Origin of the sequence: Achromobacter sp. UBA2119 (assembly GCF_002331005.1) — a bacterium.
GTDB lineage: Bacteria > Pseudomonadota > Gammaproteobacteria > Burkholderiales > Burkholderiaceae_B > Achromobacter > Achromobacter animicus.
The window spans coordinates 1-16,150 of the sequence record NZ_DCYD01000001.1 but is presented as its reverse complement, the minus strand read 5'-3'; the positions used below and the strand labels follow the sequence as shown (position 1 = coordinate 16,150).

Annotated in this window: 12 protein-coding genes and 1 tRNA gene; 8 read left to right on the top strand and 5 right to left on the bottom strand. The window is 66.8% G+C overall.

The genetic code is table 11. From position 1 onward, the window contains the following. Window positions 1-98: 98 nt before the first annotated feature. On the bottom strand, window positions 99-947 hold the full coding sequence (locus B3098_RS00065) for an NAD(P)H-hydrate dehydratase (protein ID WP_286888728.1): 849 nt from the start codon (window positions 945-947) through the stop codon (window positions 99-101). A 119-nt stretch (window positions 948-1,066) separates the two neighbouring features. Here B3098_RS00065 and B3098_RS00060 point away from each other — a divergent pair, with 119 nt between their 5' ends. Continuing rightward, on the top strand, window positions 1,067-1,900 hold the full coding sequence (locus tag B3098_RS00060) for an enoyl-CoA hydratase/isomerase family protein (protein ID WP_175125116.1): 834 nt from the start codon (window positions 1,067-1,069) through the stop codon (window positions 1,898-1,900). A gap of 4 nt (window positions 1,901-1,904) precedes the next feature. Here B3098_RS00060 and B3098_RS00055 read toward each other — a convergent pair whose 3' ends face one another. Together B3098_RS00055 and B3098_RS00050 are read right to left on the bottom strand one after the other, a co-directional pair. Next, window positions 1,905-2,642, bottom strand: coding sequence for an enoyl-CoA hydratase-related protein (locus B3098_RS00055; protein ID WP_105237138.1), 738 nt, complete (start codon window positions 2,640-2,642; stop codon window positions 1,905-1,907). Further along, on the bottom strand, window positions 2,639-3,610 hold the full coding sequence (locus B3098_RS00050) for an NAD(P)H-dependent flavin oxidoreductase (protein ID WP_286888720.1): 972 nt from the start codon (window positions 3,608-3,610) through the stop codon (window positions 2,639-2,641). The genes B3098_RS00055 and B3098_RS00050 overlap by 4 nt, the downstream gene beginning before the upstream one ends. A gap of 154 nt (window positions 3,611-3,764) precedes the next feature. Between B3098_RS00050 and B3098_RS00045 the strand changes: the two genes are divergently transcribed. The 4 genes from B3098_RS00045 (at window position 3,765) to B3098_RS00030 (ending at window position 8,612) form a co-directional block, all read left to right on the top strand. After that, window positions 3,765-4,388 carry a TetR/AcrR family transcriptional regulator gene (locus B3098_RS00045; RefSeq protein WP_286888718.1) on the top strand — a complete coding sequence of 208 codons (624 nt, stop codon included), beginning with the start codon at window positions 3,765-3,767 and terminating at the stop codon, window positions 4,386-4,388. Between the two features lie 52 nt (window positions 4,389-4,440). Then, complete coding sequence (locus B3098_RS00040; RefSeq protein ID WP_279975597.1) at window positions 4,441-5,589, top strand: acyl-CoA dehydrogenase family protein; 1,149 nt, start codon at window positions 4,441-4,443, stop codon at window positions 5,587-5,589. A gap of 177 nt (window positions 5,590-5,766) precedes the next feature. Further along, entirely contained in the window at window positions 5,767-6,996 is a 1,230-nt protein-coding gene (locus tag B3098_RS00035) for a CaiB/BaiF CoA transferase family protein (protein ID WP_105237142.1), read from the top strand. Window positions 6,997-7,085: 89 nt separating this feature from the next. After that, window positions 7,086-8,612 (top strand): 3-hydroxyacyl-CoA dehydrogenase, encoded by a 1,527-nt coding sequence (locus B3098_RS00030; protein ID WP_286888712.1) that lies wholly within the window; start codon window positions 7,086-7,088, stop codon window positions 8,610-8,612. A gap of 113 nt (window positions 8,613-8,725) precedes the next feature. Here the strand turns inward: B3098_RS00030 and B3098_RS00025 are convergent, their stop codons facing one another. Beyond that, on the bottom strand, window positions 8,726-9,649 hold the full coding sequence (locus B3098_RS00025) for a c-type cytochrome (RefSeq protein WP_279975594.1): 924 nt from the start codon (window positions 9,647-9,649) through the stop codon (window positions 8,726-8,728). 231 nt (window positions 9,650-9,880) lie between these two features. Between B3098_RS00025 and B3098_RS00020 the strand changes: the two genes are divergently transcribed. Continuing rightward, window positions 9,881-9,955 (top strand) — tRNA-Arg (locus B3098_RS00020). 264 nt (window positions 9,956-10,219) lie between these two features. Beyond that, window positions 10,220-11,131, top strand: a complete 912-nt coding sequence (locus tag B3098_RS00015; RefSeq protein WP_279975592.1) for a LysR family transcriptional regulator — start codon at window positions 10,220-10,222, stop codon at window positions 11,129-11,131. 30 nt (window positions 11,132-11,161) lie between these two features. Here the strand turns inward: B3098_RS00015 and B3098_RS00010 are convergent, their stop codons facing one another. After that, entirely contained in the window at window positions 11,162-11,629 is a 468-nt protein-coding gene (locus B3098_RS00010; RefSeq protein ID WP_279975590.1) for a Rid family hydrolase, read from the bottom strand. A 381-nt stretch (window positions 11,630-12,010) separates the two neighbouring features. Between B3098_RS00010 and B3098_RS00005 the strand changes: the two genes are divergently transcribed. Next, window positions 12,011-15,151: an autotransporter outer membrane beta-barrel domain-containing protein gene (locus tag B3098_RS00005; RefSeq protein ID WP_286889943.1), complete on the top strand. Its 3,141-nt coding sequence runs from the start codon at window positions 12,011-12,013 to the stop codon at window positions 15,149-15,151. Window positions 15,152-16,150: the final 999 nt, after the last annotated feature.

Sequence of the window (16,150 nt, the reverse complement as noted above, 5' to 3'; positions counted from 1 at the left end):
ATGGGGTAAACCATTATAGGGATAACCCTAGGCCAATAGCAATCTCATTTTAGGGGAAAACCCTAGTATGTTGTAAAAATGTTTTGTCGGGCTTGGACTTAGCGCGCGTTGCGCAGGGTGCGGGCGGCGTCGGCCAGCTCGCCGGCCGTCAGGCCGATGGGGCCGACACCCTGGGCGACGAGTGCATCGGCGGCGGCGCCATGCAGCCAGACGGCGCCGGGCACGGCCTGGTCCAGCGGCAGCTTCTGGGCGATCAGCGCGCCCAGCATCCCGGCCAATACGTCCCCGGTTCCGGCGGTGGCAAGGCCCGGGTTGCCGGTGGTGTTGACGTGCAGGCCGCCGTCCGGGGCGCGCACCACGGTGCCGGCGCCCTTGAGCACCACCCACGCCTGAAAGCGCTGCGCCAGTTGCCGGGCGGCGGCGGGGCGGTCGCGCTGGATGGTGTCCGTGCCGACGCCCAGCAAACGGGCGGCTTCCGCCGGGTGCGGGGTCAGCACGACGGGGCCCGCGCCCCAGGTCGGCCGGATTTCGCCGCGGGCGAGCAGATTCAGGCCGTCGGCGTCCAGGACCAGCGGCGCGTGCCGCCGCAGGACGAACAGTTCCGACAGGGCGTTGGCGGCCAGCGCGCCCGTGCCGATCCCGCAGCCGGCGACCCAGGCGGTCACGCCCCAGTCTTCTTCCAGCAGCGAACGGAAGTCGCGGAGCATCAGTTCGGGTTGCAGCGGGTCGCAGGGCAGCGGCAGCGTCTCCTGCACGAAACCCACCAGCACCTTGCCGGCGCCGGTCTTCAGGGCAGCGCGGGCGGCGAGCAGGGCTGCGCCGGTCATGCCGGGACCGCCGCCCACCACGCCCACGGTGCCGAAGCTGCCTTTGTGCGAGTCGTCCGCGCGGGGTGCGAACAGGGCGGGCAACGCGGCGCGGTCAATGGGGACGGCGGGGGTGTTCATGGGGTGAGGCTCCGGAGGGAAATCGGCTTGGCGGGTCGGCCGTATCCACTATAGTGCGCAAAAACGCGGCCACCTTGGGGCGGGGTGCGAACAACCAAAGACCAGACCCGGAGCAGACAATGACCGACATCACGCTGGAACACTATTCGGCCTACGAATCCCTGAAGCTGCGCCGCCATCCTGGCGGCGTGCTGGAACTGATCATGGGCGCCAAGGGCGGCGTACCGGGCAAGCTGTCCACGGCCGACGACCGGATGCACCGGGAACTGGCCGACATCTGGCGCGATATCGACACCGATCCGGACACGCGGGTCGTGGTGATCCGCGGCGAGGGCAAGGGCTTCTCGGGGGGCGGCGACCTGGATCTGGTGCAGCAGATGGCGGACGACTTCGACGTGCGCACCCGCGTCTGGCGCGAGGCGCGCGACCTGGTCTACAACATCATCAATTGCAGCAAGCCGATCGTGTCGGCCATGCACGGCGCGGCGGTGGGGGCGGGGCTGGTGGCCGGCCTCCTGGCAGACATCTCGATCGCGGCGCGCGATGCCCGCATCATCGACGGCCACACCCGGCTTGGCGTCACGGCGGGCGACCACGCCGCCATCGTCTGGCCGCTGCTGTGCGGCATGGCCAAGGCCAAGTACTACCTCATGCTGTGCGAGACGGTGTCTGGCGAGGAAGCCGAACGCATCGGCCTCGTGTCGCTCTGCGTGGACGAGGCCGAGCTGATCGGCAAGGCGTTCGAAGTGGCCAACAAGCTGGCGGCCGGGTCGCAGACGGCGATCCGCTGGACCAAATATTCGCTGAACAACTGGCTGCGCATGGCCGGACCGACTTTCGACACGTCGCTGGCGCTGGAATTCATGGGTTTTGGCGGCCCGGACGTGCGCGAGGGCATCAATTCCCTGCGTGAACGCCGGGCGCCGAACTTCCGGCCCGATTCGCCCTTCTGACGCGCTATTTCTTGAAGAACTTCGCGAACGCCGCCTGCGCCTCTTCGGTCTGCAGGCGGGCGCGGAACTGCTGGGCTTCGTAGTCCAGCGTCTCCTGGATGGCCTGGCGGTCCGCCCGCTTCATCATGGCCTTGGTCAGGCGCAGCGCGGCCGGGGGCTGGCGCGCCAGGTCCGCTGCGGTGGCTTGGGCCGCAGCCAGCGCCTCGCCCTTGGGCGTGACGGACGTGGCCAGGCCGGCGTCCACCGCCTCCTGCGCCGAAAAAGCTTTGCCCTGCATCAGCCACTGCGCTGCCCGGCGGCCCACCAGGCGCGGCATCAGCAGGCTGGACGCGCCTTCCGGACACAGCCCCAGGGCGACAAACGGCATGCGCAGGGTCGCGCCTTCCCCGATGTGGACAAAATCGCAGTGCTGCAGCAGCGTCACGCCGATGCCGATGGCGTAACCCTCGACCGCGGCGATGACGGGCACGTCGGCCGTGGTCAGCGCGCGCAGGAACGTCAGCCCGGCGCTGTCGCCCGCCCCGCGTTCGGCCTGGAAGTCGCGCAGGTCGTTGCCTGCCGTGAAATGTTCGCCAGCGCCCGTCAGGATGACCGCCGAGACCGCCACGTCCGCGCTGGCGAGCGAAATCTGCTCGGTCAGGGCGGCATAGGTGGCGGTGTCCAGCGCGTTGCGGCGGTCCTGGCGGTCGATCGTCAGCGTGAGGACGGCGCCGTCGCGCGCCACCTTCAGGCCGGCGCTCATGCGAGCGGTCCCGTGGCCAGGCGGGCCTTTGCCTCGGCGTATTCGCGCCGCAGCGTGTCGACGATCTTGCGGGTCGGTTCTACGCTGGCGATGCCGCCCACGCCCTGGCCGGCGCCCCAGATGTCCTTCCAGGGCTTGACGCGGGTCGTGCCGAAATTGGATGCGCCGCTGTCCGGGGCGGGCAGGTTGGCCGGATCCAGGCCGGCGGCGGCGATGCTGGCCTTCAGGTAGTTGCCCGGGATGCCGGTGAAGAACGGCGTGTACAGAATGTCCGAGGCGCTGGCCTCGACGATCGCGGCCTTGTAACCGTCGCTGGCATTCGCTTCCTCGCTGGCGATGAAGCGCGTGCCCATGTAGGCGAAGTCCGCGCCCATGGCCTGCGCGGCCAGGACGTGCGCGCCCGAGGTGATGGCGCCCGACAGGATCAGGGGGCCGTCATAGAAGCGGCGCACTTCAGAGATCAGTGCGAAGGGGCTGAGCGTGCCGGCATGGCCGCCCGCGCCCGCGCACACCAGGATCAGCCCGTCCACGCCCGCTTCCAGCGCCTTTTCCGCGTGCCGGATGGTCGTCACGTCATGGAAGACCTTGCCGCCCCAGTCGTGCACGCCCTTCACCAGGTCGCCGGGGGCGCGCAGGCTGGTGATGATGAGCGGCACCCGGTGGCTGGCGCATACCGCCAGGTCCTGTTCCAGGCGGTCGTTGGACTGGTGGATGATCTGGTTGACGGCAAACGGCGCGACGGGGGCGCCGGGATTGGCCTCGCGGTAGGACGCGAGACCGGCCTGGACTTCGTCCAGCCAGTCGGTCAGAAGCGTCTGCGGGCGCGCATTCAGCGCGGGAAACGACCCCACGATGCCGCTCGTGCACTGCGCGATAACCAACTTGGGATTGGACACGATGAACATCGGGGCACTGATGACCGGCAAGGACATCTGGCCATACAAATCAGTCACGAGGGGATGGGGCATGGGGCGTCGTCTCGTTGTAGGTTTTGGAGTATATTAATTACCTACCGACCGTCCGGTAATTAATTAATCTTTATTTAACGGCATGCGCGGAATGGCTGTCAATTGCGGTTCGCCAGAACCCTCCGGCCTCGCGCGGCCCCTGCCAAAGGCGTCCATGGGCATCACCCCCCAACCCATTCAGAAACGTGCCCGTGCGGGCCGGCCACCCACCCTGGCCGCCCCGCGCGAACGCATTCTGGAAGAAGCCGCCAAGCTGTTCGCGCGCAGCGGCTACGACGGCAGCTCCATTGCCGACCTGGCCGGCGCGATCGGCGTGTCCAAGGCGGCCATCTATCACTACTACCCCACCAAGCAGGACATCTACGACGCCATCATCCTCGAAGTGCTGGAGGGTCTGACGCATACGGTCGGCCGCGACGTGGCCGGCGCCGAGGGCGGCGTGGCCCGCCTGCGCGCTTTCATGGTGGGACATGCCCGGTACTTCGAACAGCACCACGCCCAGTTCGTGACGATGCTGATCGGGTATTCCGGCATGGCGCTGTCCGAACGCGAAGATGCCGCCCGCCTGCGCGACAGCTACGAGAAGCAGCTGCGCGACGTGATTGCGCAGGGCGTCGCCGAAGGCGCATTCCGCGCGCTGGACGTGGCCGCCACCGGTCGCGCCGTGCTGTCGATGCTGAACTGGATGGTGCGCTGGTACAAGCCCGGCCAGGGCGACAGCGCCGAGTCCATTGCCGACGGCTATTTCGATCTGCTGGTGGGCGGCATGCGCGCCTGAACCGGCCGCCACCCCCATTCCTGACCCATATCCGCTTATAGAGACCTCCATCATGGCCCTCGACACCGAAACCCTGAATCTCCTGATCGACGCCGTCCGCCGCTTCGTCCACGAACGCCTGATTCCCGCCGAGGACGAACTGGCCGCCAGCGGCGAAGTGCCGCCGGACATCGTCAACGAAATGCGCGACCTGGGCCTGTTCGGCCTGTCGATCTCGCCGGACTACGGCGGCCTGGGCCTGACGATGGAAGAAGAGGTCCGCGTTGTGTTCGAACTGGGCCAGACCTCGCCCGCCTTCCGCTCGCTGGCCGGCACCAACATCGGCATCGGCTCGCAGGCCATCGTCCTGGCCGGCACCGACGAGCAGCGCACCAATTACCTGCCCAAGCTGGCCAGCGGCGAGCTCATCGGCTCCTTTGCGCTGACCGAGCCCGATGCCGGTTCCGACGCCATGTCGCTGCGCGTGTCCGCCGAGCGCGACGGCGACTTCTACGTGCTGAACGGCACCAAGCGCTACATCACCAACGCGCCCATCGCCGGCCTGTTCTCGGTCATGGCGCGTACCGCGCCCGAGCGCCGCGCCAATTCGATCTCGTGCTTTCTGGTCGAAGCGGGCACGCCGGGCCTCATCATTGGCAAGCCGGACAAGAAGATGGGCCAGGCCGGCGCGCTGACCAGCGACGTCGTGTTCGACAACTGCCGCGTGCCGGCCAGCGCGCTGCTGGGCGGCGAAGAAGGCAACGGCTTCCGGACCTCCATGCGCGTGCTGGACAAGGGACGCCTGCACATTTCCGCGCTGTGCGTGGGCATTGCCGACCGCCTGCTGCGCGACGCCGTGCAGTACGCCACCGAGCGCAAGCAGTTCGGCCAGCCCATCGCCGAGTTCCAGCTCATCCAGGCGATGATCGCCGACAGCCAGGCCGAGCTGTATGCGGCCCGCTGCATGGTGCTGGACGCCGCCCGCATGCGCGACCGCGGCGAGAACACCACCATGCAGGCCGCCTGCTGCAAGCTCTTCTCCACCGAAATGGTGGGCCGCGTCGCCGACCGCGCGGTGCAGATCCACGGCGGTGCGGGCTACATGTCCGAATACGCGGTGGAACGCTTCTACCGCGACGTGCGCCTGTTCCGCATCTTCGAAGGCACCTCGCAGATCCAGCAGCTGGTCATCGCGCGCGAGACCATCAAGGCGCATTCCTGATCTTTCCGTCGCCAGACGTCCGGCCAACGCGTTCCAGAGGCTAATATCCAGTCTGACGAATGTTGATCGGAAGGCGGCCCCCGCGGGCCGCCTTCTGGCATGACGGAATCCCAGTCCGCCCGGCGCTTCTCCGCGGGGCCGGAAGTTCTCATTTCCCTTCTAGCGAAAAGATTACCGATGTCGCAACGTCCCGCTCCCCTCACCGGCATACGCGTGCTGGATCTGACCCGTGTGCTGGCGGGTCCTTGGTGCACCCAGAACCTGGCCGACCTTGGCGCCGAGGTGATCAAGATCGAACGGCCCGGCTCGGGCGACGATACGCGCGCCTGGGGCCCCCCGTACCTGAAGGACGAAGCGGGCCACGACACCACCGAGGCCGCGTACTACCTGTCGGCCAACCGCAACAAGATGTCGGTGGCGCTGGACATCGCGTCGCCGCGCGGCGCGGAGCTGGTGCGCGAGCTGGCGCTGCAAAGCGACATCCTGGTTGAAAACTTCAAGGTGGGCGGCCTTTCCAAGTACGGCCTGGACTACGAGAGCCTGAAGGAGCTGAACCCGCGCCTGATCTATTGCTCGATCACGGGCTTCGGCCAGACCGGCCCGTACGCCAGCCGTCCCGGCTATGACTTCATGATCCAGGGCATGGGCGGCCTGATGAGCATCACGGGCGAACGCGACGACCTGCCCGGCGGCGGTCCGCAGAAGGCCGGCGTGGCCGTGGCCGACCTGATGACGGGCATGTATTCCACCGTGGGCATCCTGGCCGCGCTGCATGAGCGCGCCCGCAGCGGCCTGGGCCAGCACATCGACATGGCCCTGCTGGACTGCCAGGTCGCCATGATGGCCAACCAGAACCTGAACTTCATGACCTCCGGCGTGGCCCCGCGCCGCGCCGGCAACGCGCACCAGAACCTGGTTCCCTACCAGGTGTTCGCGGCCAGCGATGGTCACCTCATCGTGGCCGTGGGCAACGACAGCCAGTTCCGCAACTACTGCGGCGCGATCGGCCTGCCCGAGCTGTCGGCCGACCCGCGTTTCGCCACCAACCCGCAACGCGTGAAGAACCGCGAGGAACTCGTGCCCCTCTTGGCCGAGCGCATGGCCACCGGCGAGCGCGACCACTGGCTTGCCGCGCTGGAAGGCGTGGGCGTGCCGGCCGGGCCCATCAACACGCTGGACCAGGTTTACGAAGACCCGCACGTCCTGGCCCGCAATATGAAGCGTGAGTTGCCGCATCCGGCCGCCGGCACCGTGCCCGTGGCCGCCAGCCCGCTGAAGTTTTCCGGCAGCCCGGTCGAGTACCGCCGCGCGCCGCCCATGCTGGGCGAGCACACCGAGCAGGTCCTGTCCGAAAAGCTGGGACTGTCGGCCGAAGAAATCCAGGCGCTGGCACAGAGCCGGGCCTGATGCGCGCGCGAGGGCGGCCAGTCCGCCTGTCGCGCACGCCGCGCCGCGCCAGGCGCACGATCCATTCCAATACAGGCAGGAGAGAGTTGATGACGGAGATTCAAACCATCGGCGTCGTGGGTGCCGGGGCCATGGGGCGCGGCATCGCGCAGATCGCGGCGCAGGCCGGCCTGCGCGTGCGTCTGTACGACACCAGTTCGGAGGCCATTGCGGCCGCGCGCGAATCCTTGCGCCAGACCTGGGAAAAGCTGGCCCAGAAGGGCAAGCTGACCGCCGCCGACGCACAAGCCGCGCTCGAGCGCGTCGAATCGGCCACCGCGCTGACCGACATGTCGAACTGCCAGCTCGTGGTCGAAGCCATCGTCGAGCGGCTGGACGTCAAGCGTGATCTTTTCGCCGCGCTGGAAGGCGTGGTGTCCGACGACTGCATTCTGGCGTCCAACACCTCGTCGCTTTCCATCACCGCCATCGCGGCCGCCTGCAAGCGTCCGCAACGCGTGGCCGGCTATCACTTCTTCAACCCTGTTGCGCTGATGAAGGTGGTCGAGGTCATCGACGGCCTGCGCAGCGCGCCGGAAGTGGGCGACGCCCTGGCCGAGCTGGCCCGCCGCATGGGTCACACGCCTGTGCGCGCCAAGGACATGCCCGGTTTCATCGTCAACCACGCGGGCCGCGGCATGAACACGGAAGGCCTGCGCGTCGCGCAGGAGGCTGTGGCCACCTTCGCCCAGGTCGACGCCGTGATGCGCGAGCAGGCGGGCTTTCGCATGGGACCGTTCGAACTGCTGGACCTGACCGCGCTCGACGTCTCGCATCCGGTGATGGAATCCATCTACCGCCAGTTCTTTGACGAGCCGCGCTTTCGCCCGTCGCCGATCACGACCGTGCGCCTGGCGGGCGGGCTGATCGGCCGCAAGGCGGGGGAGGGCTTCTACGTCTACGCCGACGGCCAGAAGCAGGTGCCGGCCGAAGCGGCTGCGCCCGCGCTGCCCGAGGGCCTGAAGGTCTGGGTCAGCCCCAAGCACGGCGAAGGCTACGCCCGCGCTTCCGCGCTGGTTGAAAAGCTGGGCGGCACGCTGGTCACGGGATCGACGCCGGATCCCGATGCGCTGATTATCGTCACGCCGTTCGGTGAAGACGTGTCCACCAGCGTCTCCGCGCAAGGCCTGAACGCGGGCCGCACGGTTGGCCTGGACACGCTGTATGCGTTCGATAACGCGAAGCGCCGCACGATCATGGTCTCGCCCGCCACCGAGGACAAGTGGCGTGATGCCGCCCATGCACTGCTGGCCGCCGACGGCGTGCCCGTCACGGTGATCGAGGATTCGCCCGGCTTCATCGCGCAACGTATCGTGGCGCACATCGTGAACATCGCCTGCGATATCGCGCAGCAGAAGATCGCCACGCCCGAGGACATCGACCTGGCCGTGACGCTGGGGCTGGGTTACCCGGTGGGCCCGCTGGCTTTGGGCGACAAGCTGGGCGCCGATCGCATTCTGGAAATCCTGAAGAGCATGCAGCGTGTGACGGGCGACACCCGTTACCGTCCCAGCCTGTGGCTGCAGCGCCGCGTGCAGTTGGGCATGTCGCTGGTGAAGACGTCGGCGGCGGACTGATCGTTGGATGGCGAGGTGTCTGACACCTTTGCCACGCGAATCCGGGTCACCGGATAAAAAAAGCCCCTTGATGATTCAAGGGGCTTTTTATTGCCCGCGATGCGGGCGGGGTATTACTTGGCGGCGTTCACCATGAACTCCACGGCGGCGCGGATGTCGTCTTCCGAGGCGTTGGCGGCGCCGCCCTTGGGAGGCATTGCGCCCTTGCCCGTCATCGCGACCTTGACCATGGCGTCCATGCCGGTCTTGATGTAGGGCTCCCAGGCAGCCTTGTCGCCGAACTTGGGTGCGTTGGCGACGCCCGTGGCGTGGCACGCGAAACAGGCCGTCTTGTAGAGCTGTTCGCCCGCCGGGTTGACGGCGGCGGCCTTTTGCTCGGGGGCGGGAGCGGCGGCAGCCGGTGCTGCGGCAGCCGGTGCTGCGGCGGCGGGCGCGGCAGCAGCGGGCGCGGCAGCAGCAGGAGCCGCCGGTGCAGCGGCTTGCGCGGCCGGTGCGGCTTCGCCTTCCTTCTTGGCACCTTCTTCAGCGGGGGCTGCGGGTTCCGGCAGCGAGGCGCCGGACTTGTTGGCCATGTAGACCACGGCGCGCGCGACTTCGTAGTCGGACAGGGCCGGGTTGCCGCCCTTGGCGGGCATGCCGCCCTTGCCGTGCAGCGCGACCTTCATCATCTCGTCGTAGCCAGCCTTGATGAACGGCGCCCACGCGGCGTTGTCGCCCAGCTTGGGTGCGCCAGCCACGCCGGCGGTGTGACAGGCCGTACAGACGGTGGCGAAGACCTGTTCGCCGGTCTTGAAGACCTTGGGCGCGTTGGCGTCAACGAGTTCGAAGCCCGCCACGGGCGCGATCCGCCGGGCGACGGCTTCGCCGGACAGGGCGTCCGAGCCGGCGCCGGTCTTGGTGCCGGTGACCACCATGTTCACCAGAAGGATGATGATGGCGATGGGAACCACGAAAGCCAGGACGATCGTGATGATCAGTTGCTTCGGGGTCTTGATGGGGGAGGAGTGCTCTTCTATGTGTTCCTGCTCGTTGCTCATGACCTAATCCTGCTAACGGGTACCGGGGGCGCCTGGCGGCGGCAACAGAAAATCAGAACTGCACAAGTCGGCGGCAACTCATGCCCGCCTGCAAGCAAACGCTGGATTATATAACGGTGTCATGGACGATCGTCCAATGAGAAAGGACGGGTTTTCGATGAGTTTGCCGGAGGATTTGATCCAGTTCATGCAGAACGCGTAAAACTGGGTACAATACCGCCTCCTTGCGCTGCGCCCGTAGTTCAATGGATAGAATGAGAGTTTCCGAAGCTCTTGATACAGGTTCGATTCCTGTCGGGCGCGCCAACTGATTAAAGCAGTGCGTTGTTCCGGGCCCTTCATGGGCCCTTTTTTGTTTTCGCCGATACTGCGGGCGAAAGCCCGTGGACAAAATCGCGAGGGCAGATCGCGAGGGCAAATCGCGAGGGCAAATCGCGAGGGCAAATCGCGAGGGCAAATCGCGAGGGCAGGATCACCGACGATTCCCAATAATCCGCCGCGAAAGAACATCCGCCAATCATCGTGCCGTCCAAACCCGCTAAAACTCAGACGCACTCCGATCGCCTTTCCATGGGACAGCGCGACGCGGCGCAACAGTTGTCATGGGATGACCTGCGCATCATCAAGACACTGAGCGACTGCGGCAATCGGTCGATCGCGGCCGAAAAGCTCGGCATCAATGCCTCGACCGTCTCGCGCCGCGTGGCGCACGCCGAAGCCGCGCTGGGCGTCGCGTTGTTCGACCGGCGGCACGCGGGCTACAAGCTGACGCCTGAGGGCACGGAGCTGCGCGCACTGAGCGAGCGCGTCGAACTCGATGTCGTCAGCGTGGCCCGACGCATTTCCGGCGCCGCGCACGATCCACAGGGCACGCTGCGCGTGGCCACCAGCGATTCGCTCCTGCTGTATTTCCTGACGCCCATCATTGCTGAATTCAGAGCGGCGCATCCCTCATTGACCGTCGAGGTGCTGGTTGGCAACGGCACACTGGATCTGGCGCGGGACGAATCCGACGTCGCGCTCAGGGCGACGCGGCGCCCGCCCGAGAGTTGGGTGGGACGCAGGCTGGCAGGCATCGCGTGGGCGCCTTACGGGGCTGCGCAGCAATTTCGCCGCAAGACACCCGCCGCCGAACGCCTTTACGAGCTGGATTGGGTGTCGTATGCGGGCGGGCTGTCCGGCCTCAAGGCCGCGCACTACCTTGAAAGCCGTGTCGCGCCATCCCGCATTGCCTACCGGTCGGACTCGGTTGCCGCAGTAAGCGCGGGTATCTCGGCCGGCCTGGGCATGGGCTACCTGCCTTGCATGCTGGGGGACACGATGGCCGATGTGGTGCGCGTCGGTCCCGTCGTGCCCGAGCTTCAGGATGAGCTTTGGCTGCTCACCCATCCTGACATCCGCGGATCCCGGCGCGTCCAGGCTTTCATGCGCTTTTGCGCCGCGGCCGTGGCCAAGCAGAAGGCGTTGATCGAGGGCCGCTAGGCCCTTTTCCCGCCAAGCCGCAGGGTCCGGTCAGCCGGCATCCTTGGGACGCAGGATGGCCTTGCAAGCGACCTCGATCAATTGCGCAGGCATCGCCAGACGGGACACGCCGATCAGGTTGCTGGCCACTTGCGGACGGTCCGTGCCGTACGCGGCCTTGCGCACCTTGCCCGCCGCGGCAAAGGCGGCATCCACGTCCAGCACGTACAGGGTTTCTTCCACGACGTTATCCAGCGTGGCGCCGAACTTGCCCAGCAACACCGCCAGGTTCTCGTAAGTGGCGCGCATCTGCGCTTCCATCGTGGAGAAGTCGCGCGGCTTGCCTTGGTCATCCAGTTCCGCCGGCGCGATCAGGTTGCCGTCCTTGTCGTGGTTCAGCTGGCCCGACACATAGATCTCGTTGCCCACCTGCACCGCCTGCGCATAACCATAGGCGTCTTCCCACGGCACGCCCCAGTAGGCGGTTTTCTTTTCGAGTGGGTTCGTTTGCGTCGTCATGGTTTTCTCCTTGGGGATGTAGGAAAGAAGGTGCGTGATCAGAAGGCTCCAGCGTAACCGCGGCACGAACTTCCGGGAGCGCATTACTGCGCTTTCAAGATGCAAATTTGCACTTTGATTGCCGTCGGCATGAATACGCCCTTGCCGCCGATAACGTCCCAGCGGGCTGGCACGTTATCGAATCCAGCGCAACTGAGACTCGTCGGATTCCCAAGCGGACGTTGATCCTGATAGGCGGGGCGCGCCATCGGAGTAAACGTACTCTGGGTGCGGCCGCGGACCTTGAACACAATCGATCACACCGACGCGATGGGCTTTGACGATCAGCTGAGCTGAACGAAAAGAAGCCACGCATGAATCAACACCCAGGATGATCGATTGATGCTCGTGGATTCCCGCGCGGCGCTGCGCCGCGCAGATTCAATGCTGTTTCTCAATGCCAGAACCACCGCGACCAAGCTCTGCTTTGGTCTGTTGCTGTTATCCGTGAACATGTCGCACCAACCCGATGCCTGGGGTGCGATCGTGGGTGTGTCGGGGGCCGGCGGCGTCGGCGGCGCATCCAATGGAGGCCGCGGCGGCGATGGTGGCAACGGAGATACCGCCCTGGACCTGACGACCTCATACACGACGGTCGGCGACGTCGAGGGCGGGGCCGGCGGCGGCGGCGGGGGAGGCGGTGGCGGCGGGCACGGTAACGCCGTGGGGGGAGCGGGTGGCGACGGCGGGAACGGCGGAGTCGGCGTCGTCATCTCAGGCGACGCGGTGGTATTGCACAACGATGGCTGGTCGATCCGCGGCGGCAAGGGCGGCGGCGGCGGAGGGGGAGGCGGCTCCACCTTCCACCCCTCCGTAGAGCCGGACGGCGGTCGCGGCGGTGACGGCTCGACGGGCGTTGACGGCGCTGCCGGCGGGGGCGGCGGAGGCGGCGCACACGTCCGGGCGGCCTTCGGTGGAGACGGCGGCAACGGGGGAGAAAATGGCCTGACTGCGGGCGGGGGCCCGCCAGGCATCTCCTGGGCCGGCGGCGGGGGCGGGGGCGGAGGTTCTTCCGTCAACGGGGGGGCTCCGGGCACAGACGTGTGGCCGATCCTGATCGAGGGGATCGGGGGGGCAGGCGGCATTGCTGGCGGGGCGTCCGGCGTCAACGGTGGCGATGCCAAACCGTATGAAGGTTTCGCCGCAGGCGGTGGCGGTGGCGGCGCGCCAGGCGGCGATGGCGGCCGCGGCGGGCAGTACTCGCGTTTCGATACGAACGGGGGTGGCGCGGCCGGCAGCAGCAATCACGGCGTCTACGTCACGGGGGCCGGCTCCGTCATCATCAATGCGGGATCCATTGTGGCGGGGCCGGTCAACCAGGACACCGCCATCAAGTACGCGGCGACCGCCAGCAATTCGACCTTGATGCTCCGTGAAGGAAGCCTGATTCAGGGGCTCGTCGATGCCACCGAATCAAGCGGCACAAACACGCTGATCCTGGATGGCGGCGCGGCGCAGGCGTTTGACGTGGGCAAGATCGGCCCCGGCGCGCAGGGTCAGTATCTGGGCTTCAACGCATTCGAGAAAGCGTCTCACGGCACGTGGGCGCTGACGGGTTCGCCCGCACTGGCGCTTACGCCTTGGACGCTTTCCGGGGGATGGCTTGCGATCACGGACGACGGCGCGCTGGGAGACACGGCGGGCGGCCTCATCTTCGAGGGCGGCGGATTGCAGCTGAACGCCAGCATCACGTCGCAGCGCGATTTTCAGCTGCGCGGTGATGGCGCGGTCCACACTGCCGGCGGCACCGTGTCCGTGATGCACGGAACGATCAGCGGCGCCGGCAGCCTCACCAAGACCGGGTCCGGAACATGGATCATCGAGCGCAACGATCCCGGATCGGGCATTACCCTGCCGGCGGCGCAGCTCACGTATTCCGGTGATACGCGTGTTGACGAGGGCATGCTGGTCCTTCATGGCACGAGCCTGGGGCGGACCGATCATGCGGCCAGCGTCGCCGGCGCCAGCAATGCGGCCTTGTACCTTGCCAACGGTGCAGTGCTCGACGGCCAGATGGACGGACCGAATCTCGTCATCGATGCGACGAGCCGATGGAACGTCCTGGCCGACACCCCTCATGCCTCGGCGGGAAACAATCTCAGCACCGTCAATGCGCTTCAGCTTGCCGGCAGCATTGCCTTCGCACCGCCCGACGGGTCCAACAACGAGGCCGGCCGAACGCTCACCGCCAACAACCTGGCGGGCGGGGGCGGGCAAGTCCAGTTGCACGTCAGTCCGGCCGGCGCTGCGGATCATCTGACGCTGACCCAGGGCGCCACGGGGTTGACCTACCTGAAGATCATCACGCCCGGCGGCTTCGGAGATCCCATGGCCGGCGACGGGCTGTTGGTGGTCAAGGCCGGCGCCAGCACCGACCATGCGTTTCGCCAATCCCCAGGACAACCCACGCTGGCCGGCGCGTTCAACTACGGGCTGGTGCACGGCGCGCGAAACGGCGCAGCCGATCTGGCCAACAACTGGTATCTGTTCAGCGATGTCCGCCCCGAGGTGTCCATCTACTCGCAGTTGGGCAATCAGGCCTTGCGGCAGTCCGAGGTGGCGGTGGGTTCGTTCAACGAACGGATGGGTGCGACCGAAACACTGGCGCGAACGGTCTATCCGTACGTCTGGGCGCGATCGTTCGGCGTCCTCGAACGCCGCGATGGCGCGCCCTTGGGAATCCGGCAAGCGAACGTCGCCGTGGATTCGCGGCTGGGCGGGCTACAGGTGGGAACCGACCTGTTCGTGGCCAGCAGAGGCGCCGGCCGCCGGAGCGCGGGCGTGTTCGCTACGGCAATGGCTTCCCGCAACGACGTGGCGCACTATCAGGCGTTCACGCGTTCGACCGTGGCTGCCGGCCGCAGCGATCAGACCATGTACGGCCTGGGCGCCTACTACACGTTGATCGACGGCAAGGGCGGATACGCCGATTTCGTCGCACAGGTCAGCCGCTACGGTGTGAAGGCCCATTCGCGCGGCGCGCAAGGTTTGTCTTTGCACACGTCCGGATGGGGCGCCGCGTTGTCCGCCGAAGCCGGCAAAGCCTTCGACATCAACGACGGCAGCGGACTGCGCATCGAGCCGCAAGCCCAGGTGATGGTCCAGCACGTCAGGCTGCGCGACAGCGAAGACCGCGTCGGGCCGGTTGCGCTGCCGGGAATGCGCGCGCTGCACTCGCGTGTGAGCTTGAAGGTTTCCAAAGTCTGGGACGCGCACCCCGAGACGCGGCACCACGGCTGGCTGATGCTGAGCTATCGGCACACGCTGGGAAAATCCTCCAGTTCGTACCCCACCGCCACACAGGGCGACATCGCATTCGACAACGATCTGGATGGGTCGCGCGTGGGCCTCACGGCGGGCTACGACCGGCGCGCGGGCAGGAACACTTTCGTCAACGTGCAGGTGCATGCCGAACAGGGCTTGGGCGGCGCCTCAGGGTTGCGGGCGGTGGGCGGCTCGGTCGGGGTGAAGTACCTGTTCTAGCAATCGCGTGAAACAGGGGGCCGTCGGATAACTGGCAGTGTCTCTAGATTTTCGCCATAGCGATCGTCTGATTTTGCCCGGCAACTGATTCTTATAAATGCTTCTGCGACATCGGAGTAAACCTACTCTGGGTGAAGCCAGGGCGCATAAAGAGAATCTGAGACACCGACGACACAGGCTTGAACGCTTTGCAGCGTGCATCCGTCGTTCGATGTGATTAACCGGATTATTCAAACGCGCAACCGGCCACGCCGGTGTTCCACGTTCTTACGAGACCCAAATAGCAGTTTTGCCTGGAGCGTCACCTGATCCTCCGGCGCTATTGAATTCGTGAAGCCGCGCGTGAATCCACCACCCAGGATGAACCATTGATGTACACGGATTCTTGCTTGGCGTCGCGACATGGGGATTCGATCTCGAATCGAACCAACAAGGCGCGCGGTATCGCGCTCAAGCTTTGTTTTGGCCTGTCTTTGATCTCTCTCGGCATGTCCCCGCATCCCGCGGCGCGCGCGTTGATCGTCGGCGAGGCGGGGACGGGCGGCGCAGGCGGGGCTGCCAATGGCGGCAACGGGGGCGACGGCGGGGATGGTTTTGCGGCCCTGGATCTCACTACGTCCTATACGACCTATGACGACATTGAAGGGGCGCCCGGCGGAGGCGGCGGGGGTGGCGGGGGAGGCGGACAGGGCGGCCATGTGGGAGGCGCAGGTGGCGCGGGCGGAAACGGTGGGCACGGCATCGTGATCTCGGGCGACGACGTGATCCTGCACAACGATGGCTACTCGATCAGCGGTGGCAAGGGCGGTGGGGGCGGAGGTGGCGGCGGGGGCGCCTTCAATAATACGTTGGTCAGTGACGGCGGCCGTGGCGGTGACGGCGCGGGGGGCGCGGGGGGGGGCGGGGGGGGGGGGGGGGGGCCCCGGGGGGGGGGCGCCGCGGGGGGGGGCGGGGGAACGGCCAGGGCCTTAACCGAAAAAAACGCAAGGGGGGGCGCCG

What these genes read in the sequence shown, in the direction of transcription:
- B3098_RS00065 (WP_286888728.1), bottom strand. Translation starts at nt 947, where the DNA reads ATGAACACCCCCGCCGTCCCCATTGACCGCGCCGCGTTGCCCGCCCTG.
- B3098_RS00060 (WP_175125116.1), top strand. Translation starts at nt 1,067, where the DNA reads ATGACCGACATCACGCTGGAACACTATTCGGCCTACGAATCCCTGAAG.
- B3098_RS00055 (WP_105237138.1), bottom strand. Translation starts at nt 2,642, where the DNA reads ATGAGCGCCGGCCTGAAGGTGGCGCGCGACGGCGCCGTCCTCACGCTG.
- B3098_RS00050 (WP_286888720.1), bottom strand. Translation starts at nt 3,610, where the DNA reads ATGCCCCATCCCCTCGTGACTGATTTGTATGGCCAGATGTCCTTGCCG.
- B3098_RS00045 (WP_286888718.1), top strand. Translation starts at nt 3,765, where the DNA reads ATGGGCATCACCCCCCAACCCATTCAGAAACGTGCCCGTGCGGGCCGG.
- B3098_RS00040 (WP_279975597.1), top strand. Translation starts at nt 4,441, where the DNA reads ATGGCCCTCGACACCGAAACCCTGAATCTCCTGATCGACGCCGTCCGC.
- B3098_RS00035 (WP_105237142.1), top strand. Translation starts at nt 5,767, where the DNA reads ATGTCGCAACGTCCCGCTCCCCTCACCGGCATACGCGTGCTGGATCTG.
- B3098_RS00030 (WP_286888712.1), top strand. Translation starts at nt 7,086, where the DNA reads ATGACGGAGATTCAAACCATCGGCGTCGTGGGTGCCGGGGCCATGGGG.
- B3098_RS00025 (WP_279975594.1), bottom strand. Translation starts at nt 9,649, where the DNA reads ATGAGCAACGAGCAGGAACACATAGAAGAGCACTCCTCCCCCATCAAG.
- B3098_RS00015 (WP_279975592.1), top strand. Translation starts at nt 10,220, where the DNA reads ATGGGACAGCGCGACGCGGCGCAACAGTTGTCATGGGATGACCTGCGC.
- B3098_RS00010 (WP_279975590.1), bottom strand. Translation starts at nt 11,629, where the DNA reads ATGACGACGCAAACGAACCCACTCGAAAAGAAAACCGCCTACTGGGGC.
- B3098_RS00005 (WP_286889943.1), top strand. Translation starts at nt 12,011, where the DNA reads ATGCTCGTGGATTCCCGCGCGGCGCTGCGCCGCGCAGATTCAATGCTG.